This is a genomic window from Kitasatospora sp. NPDC096128 (assembly GCF_040303105.1).
Classification (GTDB): Bacteria; Actinomycetota; Actinomycetes; order Streptomycetales; family Streptomycetaceae; genus Kitasatospora.
Genome location: NZ_JBEOSP010000098.1, coordinates 1 through 8,671 on the forward strand (window position 1 = coordinate 1; position 8,671 = coordinate 8,671).

Annotated in this window: 8 protein-coding genes; 2 read left to right on the plus strand and 6 right to left on the minus strand. The window is 72.5% G+C overall.

The features are described 5' to 3' along the window. Positions 1-117 precede the first annotated feature (117 nt). The 6 genes from ABTY61_RS41455 to ABTY61_RS41480 form a co-directional block, all read right to left on the minus strand. On the minus strand, positions 118-558 hold the full coding sequence (locus ABTY61_RS41455; protein WP_350510431.1) for an SHOCT domain-containing protein: 441 nt from the start codon (positions 556-558) through the stop codon (positions 118-120). A gap of 116 nt (positions 559-674) precedes the next feature. Next, a complete protein-coding gene (locus ABTY61_RS41460) occupies positions 675-1,265 on the minus strand; it encodes an NUDIX domain-containing protein (protein WP_350510432.1) in 591 nt (196 codons plus the stop codon). Further along, positions 1,262-2,419 (minus strand): type III polyketide synthase, encoded by a 1,158-nt coding sequence (locus ABTY61_RS41465; RefSeq protein ID WP_350510433.1) that lies wholly within the window; start codon positions 2,417-2,419, stop codon positions 1,262-1,264. The genes ABTY61_RS41460 and ABTY61_RS41465 overlap by 4 nt, the downstream gene beginning before the upstream one ends. Before the next feature lie 49 nt (positions 2,420-2,468). Beyond that, positions 2,469-3,677: a cytochrome P450 gene (locus ABTY61_RS41470; protein ID WP_350510434.1), complete on the minus strand. Its 1,209-nt coding sequence runs from the start codon at positions 3,675-3,677 to the stop codon at positions 2,469-2,471. Between the two features lie 186 nt (positions 3,678-3,863). Next, entirely contained in the window at positions 3,864-4,565 is a 702-nt protein-coding gene (locus ABTY61_RS41475; protein WP_350510435.1) for a response regulator, read from the minus strand. A gap of 17 nt (positions 4,566-4,582) precedes the next feature. Then, the gene (locus ABTY61_RS41480; RefSeq protein ID WP_350510436.1) at positions 4,583-5,389 is read right to left on the minus strand and encodes a sensor histidine kinase; all 807 of its coding nucleotides are present in this window, start codon (positions 5,387-5,389) and stop codon (positions 4,583-4,585) included. Positions 5,390-5,551: 162 nt separating this feature from the next. Between ABTY61_RS41480 and ABTY61_RS41485 the strand changes: the two genes are divergently transcribed. Next, positions 5,552-6,277, plus strand: coding sequence for an ABC transporter ATP-binding protein (locus ABTY61_RS41485; protein WP_350510437.1), 726 nt, complete (start codon positions 5,552-5,554; stop codon positions 6,275-6,277). Next, entirely contained in the window at positions 6,274-8,583 is a 2,310-nt protein-coding gene (locus ABTY61_RS41490; protein WP_350510438.1) for an ABC transporter permease, read from the plus strand. Before ABTY61_RS41485 ends, ABTY61_RS41490 begins: the two co-directional genes overlap by 4 nt. Positions 8,584-8,671 lie beyond the last annotated feature (88 nt).

The window sequence follows — 8,671 nt, forward strand, 5'->3', positions numbered from 1 at the left end:
TTGCGGACCCAGTGCAGAGTGGTGGCGTGCGGGCCGGCCGCGGCGATGGTGCCGTAGCCGACGTCGTTGCCCTCGACCCGGGCGCGGCGTCCACCGGCCCCGGCCGCTTCCGTCCGCTCAGACCAGGAGCTTGTTCTTGGCCTTCTGGTACTCCTCGTCGGAGATGGCGCCCCGCTCCTTCAGGTCCGCCAGTTTCGCCAGGTCCTCGACGTGGCTGCGGCCGCCGCCGCCCTCGCCGGGCGTTCCGGCCGCCGCGTCCCGGATGTAGGCCCGGACCGCCGCGTCGGTCTGCTGGGCCTGTTCGATGTCCCGCTTCCCCATGCTCTGGCCGCGGGCGATCAGATAGACCAGGACGCCGATCAGCGGCAGGACGATCACCAGGATCAGCCAGCCGGCCTTGCCCCAGCCGCTGAGGTCGTGGCTGCGGAAGATGTCCGTGATGATCTTGAACAGTAGGAAGAACCAGAGGATCCAGAGGAACAGCTCCAGCATCGTCCAGAAGATGTTGAGCACCGGGTAGTCCACGGCCAGCGAAGTGGCCAACGCGTAGGTGTCCATGGATGAGTCATATCACCGCAAAACGGACATCGCGCTCCGCTGTTCGGCCGTTCCGGTGCTCTTCCGGCCCGACGGGAATATCCCGGACCGGGAGTGACCTCGGCCCGGGAGCGTCCTCAGCCCCGCCCGGCCCGCCGCCGCAGCTCCACCGCCAGGCCGATCAGCTCGCCCCACCAGGTGTCGTGCCCGGTGAGCAGCAGCCGCTGCGCCTCGGCGACCGGGACGGCCCGGACCTCGACCACCTGCTCGCCGTCCGCCGGGTTGGTCGGCGTGGAGTCCAGCTCGACCTCGCCCCAGGCCCAGAGCCAGGCCTTGTCCGGGTGCGGCTGCCACGGCCGGTACGGCACCGGGTCCTCGGTGTGGCAGCGGTGCGCGCCCAGCCAGGCCGGCTCGCCGAGCAGCCGGGCACCGGCCTCCTCGCGCAGCTCGCGGGCCAGGCAGTCGGCGACGGACTCGTCCTTCTCCCGGGTGCCGCCGGGCAGGAACCAGTGGTTCCGGTCGTCCCGGCAGAGCACCACGCCGCCGTCCGCGAACCCGACCAGGTGGATGTTGGTGACCAGCTCGTCCGGCGGCAGCACGGTGGAGAACTGCGCGTCGTAGCGGCCCCAGGCCCAGTACTGCGGCGCGTGCAACGCCGGGAACAGGGCGGTCAGTTCGGCGGCTCTGGCGGAGCTGTCGGTGTCGGTGCGGTCCGTGGTGTCGGTCATTCGGTGATCGTAGTGCCGGCCGGGAAACGGCGGGGGGCGCCCTGGTGGACGAGGGCGATGTCGGAGGTGGAGATGGCGCGCGGTCGGCGGCGGACCGGCTCGACCGGGGTGTCGACCCAACTGCCGAGGGAGATCTCGGCGGTGATGCCCGGTCCGAATCCGGCGATCAGGCCGGTGGTGCCCTCGGTGACCCCGCCGTCGGCGAACAGCCGGGCGAGGGCGTCGAAGACGACGGCGCTGGCGATGTTGCCGCGCTCGGTGAGGGTGGCCCGGCTGTAACGGAAGGTCACGGGCTCCAGGTTGAGGAAGTGGCAGAGGTCGTCCAGGATGCGCGGGCCGCCGGCGTGCACGATGTAGAAGCCGAGCCCGGAGACGTCCCAGCCGTGCTGCCCGGCCAGGGTGCGCAGCGCGGGGGCGAGCATCTCCATGGTGCCGGGCACTCGCCGGTCCAGCTGGAAGTGGAAGCCGGTGTCCTTGACCCCGTAGGAGATCCAGCCCTCGGTGTCCGGGACGAGGTGGGAGCCGTTGCGTTCGATGTGCACCCCGCGGCCGCCCTGGCCGCGCATCACCACGGCGGCGATGGCGTCCCCGAACAGGCCGTTGGACAGCAGCGAGCCGACGCCGAGGTCGCCGGGCTGGTAGCAGAGCGAGCAGAACTCGCAGGCGACGATCAGCACGTTGGCGCCCGGGTAGGCGCGGCAGAAGTCGTGGGCGCGGTTGACGGCGGCGCCGCCGGCCGCGCAGCCGAGCTGGGCGATCGGCACCTGGCGGGTGTCGGAGCGGAAGCCCATGCTGTTGATCAGCCAGGCGGTCATCGACGGCATCATGAAGCCGGTGCAGGACACGTAGATGATCAGGTCGATGTCCTGGGCGCCCAACTCGGCGTGTCCGAGGGCGCGTTCGACCACCTCGGGGACGCGGAGCTTGGCCTCCCGCTCGTACACCTGGTTGCGCAGGGTGAAGCCGGGGTGGGTGAGGGTCCGCTCGATCGGCTGGACGAGGTGCCTGGTCCGTACGCCGGTGTTCTCGATCAGCCTTAGGGCCAGGCCGAGTTGGGGGTGGCCGGCGTGCAGGGTGCGGGCCAGGTCGAGGGTCTCCTCCAGGGTGATGACGTGCTCGGGCACGGCGATGGCGGGGCGGCAGAGTGTGGCCATGGTGGTGTGGGTCTCCCCGGTGCGGGAACGGTGTGTCGAGGGGGAGTTGCTACCAGGCGACCGGCAGGGTCTGCGGGAAGCGCCAGATCGAGCCGGAGTTCCAGTCGAGTTCGGCCGGGTCGACGGCCAGCCGCAGCCGGGGGAAGCGGCGCAGCAGGGTGCCGATGGCGACCTGCAGCTCCATCAGGGCGAGGTGCGAGCCGAGGCAGCGGTGCTGGCCGTGGCCGAAGGCCATGTTGACGGGCCCGTCGGTGCGGTCGAGGCGCAGTTCGTCGGGGTGCTCGTAGGCCGCTGGGTCCCGGTTGGCGGTGAGGTAGGAGACGTGCACGGGCTCGCCGGCCCGGATCAGCACGCCGCCGAGCTCGACGTCCTCGGTGGCGATCCGGGCGATGCCGGGGCCCTGGCGGAACGGGATGAAGCGCAGCAGCTCCTCCAGGGCGCGGGGCAGTGCCTCGGGCTCGGTGCGCAGTACGGCGAGCTGTTCGGGGTGGCTGAGCAGGGTGTAGCTGATGTTGCTCAGCTGGTAGGTGCTGGTGTCGTGGCCGGTGACCAGCAGGACCATCGCCATGACGGCGAGTTCGTCCGGGTCGAGCAGGTCCTCGCCGTCGCGGGCGGTGGCGAGCGCGCTGACCAAGTCCTCGCCCGGGTGGGCCCGGCGTTCGGCGGTGAGCGCGGTGAAGTAGGCGCGCAGGCCGGCCTTGGCCTCCTCCTGGCCCTCGCGGCTGCCGGGGCCCATCCGCATCATCGCGACCGCCCAGGCGCGCAGCCGGTCGCGGTCCGGCGTGGGGATCTCCAGCAGTTCGCAGATGGTGTGGAGGGGGAGCCGGGCGGAGAGGAAGTGCGCCAGGTCGGCGGGGGCGCCGTGCTCCTCCATCTCGTCGAGGAAGCCGTCGACGATGGCCTGGGTCCGGGGGCGCATCCGCTCGACCTGGCGGTTGGTGAAGCCCTGGGCGACCAGGCGGCGCAGCCGGTTGTGCTCGGGCGGGTCCATCAGGTTGATCGACTCGGCCTGGGCGATGGTGGCGGGCGTCATCCGCGGCAGGTCGCGCCCGATGCCCGCGGCGCGGCTGAACCGGCGGTCGGTGGTGACCAGCTTGACGTCCTCGTAGCGGGTGGCCAGCCAGGCCTCTCCCGCGCCGTACGGCAGCCGGATCCTGGCGATCGGGGCCTCGGTGAGCAGCCGCTTGAGGAGGGGATCGAACTCCAGGCCGTCGGTGTGGTGGAAGGGGCAGTCCCACACGGGGGTGGTGGTGGTCACGGGCCTGTCCAATGGTCTTCGTCCTGCGGGTGATGCCGCCCGGACGGTTCTCGCTCGGCTCGGGCGCGGATATGCAGATGTTCCCCCATGGTCTGGCAAAAATGTGAATCCTTCGAGCCGTTCCCCCTAATGAGTGAGATAGCTGATTGTCATGCGAATTATCCTGCGATGGAACGGAATTGACGGTCAGTCGTTCGCGCCCGGTGCGACCAGTCCGGTCTCGTAGGCGAGCACCACGGCCTGGGCGCGGTCGCGCAGGTTCAGCTTGGCGAAGATCCGGGCCACATGGGTCTTCACCGTCGACTCGCTGAGGGTCAGTTCGACCGCCAACTCGCCGTTGGACAGCCCGCGTCCGAGCAGGCCGAGCACCTCCACCTCGCGCGGGGTGAGCGGCGCGAGGTCGCGGTGCAGCCGCGGCTCCGCGGAGCCGCGCGCGGCCGGGTGCGGGGCGCCGGCCGCGAAGCGCTCCACCAGCCGGCGGGTGATCGACGGGGCGAGCAGGGCGTCGCCGGTGTCCACCAGCCGTACGGCGGCGGCGAGATGGGCGGAGGTGACGTCTTTGAGCAGGAAGCCGCTGGCTCCCGCGGACAGTGCCGCGTAGACGTAGTGGTCCAGGTCGAAGGTGGTCAGCATGATGACCCGGCAGCCGGGCACCGAGGCCAGGATCCGGCGGGCCGCCTCCAGGCCGTCCATGGTGGGCATCCGGATGTCCAGCAGGGCCACGTCGGGCCGGTGCAGGGTGGCGGCGGCCACCGCCTCGGCGCCGTCGCCGGCCTCGGCGACCACGTCGATGCCGCGCGCGGTGAGGATCAACCGGAAGCCGGTGCGGACCAGCTCCTGGTCGTCGGCGATCACCACCCGGGGGCGGCGCTGCTCGTCGGGTTCCACGGTCCCCTCCAGGGAGTTCACGGCCGGTCCAGCGGGATGCGGGCGCGGACCCGGTAGCCGCCGCCGATCCGGCGCCGGGCGTCGAGGTCCCCGCCGTACACCGCGACCCGCTCGCGCAGGCCGAGCAGTCCGCGCCCGGCGCCGTCGGCCTGCCGGGGGGTCGGCGCGGGCGCGCCGGAGAGCACGCTCGGGCCGCTGTTCAGCACCTCCACCCGCAGGTAGTGGTCCGCGTAGCGCACCGTCACCTCCGCCGTCACCCCGTCCCCGTGCTTGAGCGCGTTGGTCAGCGCCTCCTGGACGATCCGGTAGGCCGTCACGTCGATCCCGCCGGGCAGCGGCCGCGGCTCGCCGGAGACCCGCACCTCCACCGGCAGCCCGGCGAAGGCGAACCGGTCGATCAGCGGGCTCAGCCGGCTCAGGCTCGGCTGCGGCGCGAAGCCCTCCGGCTCCGGCCCCTCGCTGCCGTCCGCGGCCGGGGCGAGCAGGCCCAGCAGGTGCCGCAGCTCCGTCATCGCGTCCCGCCCGGCCGCCTCGACCGCGCCCATCGCGGCCGCCGCCTCCTCCGGCATGGTGGCCAGCACCTCGCGGGCGGCCCCGGCCTGCACCACCATCAGGCTCACGTTGTGGCTGACGATGTCGTGCAACTCGGCTGCGATCCGCACCCGTTCGGCGTCCACGGCGGCGCTCGCGGCACTCTCCCGCTCGCGCTCCAGCAGCCAGCCGCGCTCGCCGATGGCCGCCCGGTAGCGCCGGCGCGCCCGCACCAGCGCGACGCCCAGCCAACCGGCGACCGCGCAGGCGGTGCCTGCCGTCGCGAACGCCATCCAGTCCGTCCCGGTTCCCCACACAGCGCCAGCTTCCCAGGCGGATGCTTGATCGACATCATCCGGGGGTGCCGCCCCGATACATCCCCGGTACTACGGCGACCTGCGGTTACACCCGGGGTGGGACGCCCGGCCCGGGCCGCCGCGCCTACCGTCTCGGCCATGAGCAACGACCACGACGGGACCACCCGCCACGACGACGCGCCGTTCGTCGTCGAGCTGTCCGGGGTGCACAAGGAGTTCGGCGACGCCAAGGCGCTCGACGGCGTCGACCTGCGGATCCGCGCGGGTGAGGCGGTCGCCGTGATGGGCCCCTCGGGGTGCGGCAAGTCCACCCTGCTGAACATGGTGGCCGGGCTGGACCGGCCCAGCTCCGGCACCGTCCGGGTGCAGGGGCAGGACCTCGGCGGGCTGAACGAGAACGGCCTGGCCCTCTTCCGCCGCCGCCACGTCGGCATGATCTTCCAGTTCTTCAACCTGATCGACGACCTGCCGGCCCTCGACAACGTCGCCCTGGCCGCCCAACTCACCGGCACCAGCGCCAAGCAGGCGCGCCGCCGAGCACTCGAATTGCTGGACGAGCTGGGTGTCGCCCACCGCAAGGACGTCTACCCGGCCACCCTCAGCGGCGGCGAGCGCCAGCGGGTCGCGGTGGCCCGCGCCCTGATGAACCGGCCGGCGCTGCTGCTCGCCGACGAGCCGACCGGCGCGCTGGACAGCCGCTCCGGCGAGCAGGTGATGGACCTGCTGATCGACCTCAACCAGATCGGGCAGACCCTGCTGATCGTCACCCACGACCCCAACCTGGCCACCCGCTGCGCCAGCCGGCTGGTCGAGGTCGCGGACGGCAAGGTGGCGCGCGAGCGGATGCTGGAGAGCCAGTCATGAGTGGTGCGGTGTGGCGGGCCTCCCGGGCCGCGGTGAAGCGCCGCCGGGTGCAGACCCTCGTGATCGGCCTGGTCGTCTTCTGCTCCACCGCGACGGTGCTGCTCGCCCTCGCGGTGATCAGCGCCGCCCGGGCCCCGTTCGACGCCGCCTTCGAGGGCGAGCACGGCGCGCACGTCACCGCGCTGTTCGACCCGGCCAAGGCCTCGGCGGAGCAACTGGCCGCCACCGCCCACCGGCCGGGCGTCGAGGCGGCCGCCGGGCCCTTCGACCAGGTGGTGGTGAACATCGCCACCGACTGGGTCGGCCGCCCGCCGGGCCCGCTGACCCTGGTCGGCCGGCCCGACCCGGCGGCCGCGCCGGTGGACCGGGTGGAGGTGCTGTCCGGCCGCTGGGCCTCCGCACCCGGCGAGGTGGTCATCAACACGGGCGGCGGCGGTGCGGCTCGGTTCCTCGGTACGCAACTCCCCACCAGCACCGGGCTGAAGCTCACCATCGTCGGCTTCGCGAGCGGCATGAGCCAGTCCGCCGGCGGCTGGGTCACCCCCGAGCAGGCGGCCGCCCTGCACCCCACCGGACGGCAGATGCTCTACCGCTTCACCGACGCGGCCACCGAGCAGCAGCTCACCGCCTCGTTCGCCGACGCCACCGAGGGCCTGCCGAAGGACGCCGTCGAGAGCGGGCAGTCCTACCTGGTGCTCAAGCAGGCCTTCTCGGCGGGCGCCGACGCCTACCTGCCGCTGATGACGGTCTTCGGCGTGCTCGGCCTGATCGTCGCCACGTTGATCGTCGGCAACGTGGTGAGCGGCGCGGTGGTCTCCGGCTACCGGCACATCGGCGTACTGAAGTCGATCGGCTTCACCCCGCGCCAGGTGGTGACCGTCTACCTGACGATGGTCTCGGTGCCCGCCGTCGTCGGCACCGCCCTCGGGACGGCGGCCGGCTGGGCGGCCTCGTACCCGATCCTCCAGACCGCCTTCTCCGGGATCGCGACCGGCACCGCCGTGATCGAGCCGGCCGGCTGGCTGCCCGCAGCCACCCTGATCGGAGTCCCGCTGCTGGTCGCCCTCGCCGCGCTCGTCCCGGCCTCGCGGGCCCGCCGGCTCTCCGCCGCCCAGGCCATCTCGGCCGGCAGCGCGCCCCGCACCGGGCGAGGCCTCAAGGTCCAGCGCCGGCTGAGCGGCACCCGACTGCCGCGCGCCGTCAGCCTCGGCCTCGGCCAGCCCTTCGCCCGCCCGGCCCGCACCGCGCTGACCATGGCGGCGATCGCGCTCGGCGTCGTCACCGTCACCGTGACCACCGGGGTGAGCAGCACCCTGGCCAGATCCATGACGGCGCCCGATCGCAGCACCCACATCGACGTGCAGACCAGTGCCTTCTCGGAGAACAAGATCGCGCCCCGGCTGACCCCGGAGCAGACCACGGCGATGCTGCACGCCACCCCCGGCGCCGAGCAGGTGTCCGTCCGCGGACTGGTCCGGATCGGCATCCTCGGCCAGCCCCAACTGGTCTTCGCGAACTTCTACGGCGGCGACGCCATGGTCGACCACCGGCGGCTCAACGTGGTCGAGGGACGCCCGGCGACCGGACCGAACGAGATCGAGGCCGGACCGGCCTTCCTCGACCAGCACGGGCTCAGGCTCGGCGACCGGGTCACCCTGGTCCTGGACGACCGGCAGACCACCGTCACCCTGGTCGGCAAGGAGGTCCAGGGCAACGCCAACGCGATCACCTCCAACGACGCCACCCGGGCCCAGCTCACCTCCGACCCGCACGTGGTCGAGTACGACGTGAAACTCGCCCAGGGCGCCGACGCCGCGGCCTACCGGAAGGCCGTCACGGACGCCGATCCGAGCCTGTCGCCCTCGATCGTCACGGCCGGCTCGGAAGGGTCCGTCGTTGCGATCAAGACCTTCAGCACGACCTTCACCGTCCTGCTGTCGGTGGTCGCCGCGCTCGGCGTCTTCAACACCCTGCTGCTCACCATCCGCGAACGCCGCCGCGACCTCGGCATGCTGAAGGCGATCGGGATGACGCCCCGGCAGGTCGTCGTGATGACGGTCACCTCGGTGGCCTGGCAGGGCGTGGCCAGCGGGATCATCGGCATCCCGGTCGGGATCCTGGTGCACCGGCTGATCGTCGAGCACGTGCGGATCATCGCCTTCACGGACTCGATGATCGACGTCTGGGGTGCCCCGCTGCTCACCGCCCTCGCCCTCGCGGGCGTCGCGATCGCCGTCCTCGGCGCGCTCGTCCCGGCCCGCTCGGCGGCCCGGCTGCCGATCGCCGAGGTGCTGCACAACGAGTGAAGTCCCGGGTGGGACGCGTCGGACGGCCGGACCCGTACCGCACGGAACGCCGGCCCGTACGCATGCCCGAGACCCGCCAACCGCTCGT

What these genes read in the sequence shown, in the direction of transcription:
- ABTY61_RS41485 (WP_350510437.1), top strand. Translation starts at nt 5,552, where the DNA reads ATGAGCAACGACCACGACGGGACCACCCGCCACGACGACGCGCCGTTC.
- ABTY61_RS41455 (WP_350510431.1), bottom strand. Translation starts at nt 558, where the DNA reads ATGGACACCTACGCGTTGGCCACTTCGCTGGCCGTGGACTACCCGGTG.
- ABTY61_RS41465 (WP_350510433.1), bottom strand. Translation starts at nt 2,419, where the DNA reads ATGGCCACACTCTGCCGCCCCGCCATCGCCGTGCCCGAGCACGTCATC.
- ABTY61_RS41460 (WP_350510432.1), bottom strand. Translation starts at nt 1,265, where the DNA reads ATGACCGACACCACGGACCGCACCGACACCGACAGCTCCGCCAGAGCC.
- ABTY61_RS41490 (WP_350510438.1), top strand. Translation starts at nt 6,274, where the DNA reads ATGAGTGGTGCGGTGTGGCGGGCCTCCCGGGCCGCGGTGAAGCGCCGC.
- ABTY61_RS41480 (WP_350510436.1), bottom strand. Translation starts at nt 5,389, where the DNA reads ATGGCGTTCGCGACGGCAGGCACCGCCTGCGCGGTCGCCGGTTGGCTG.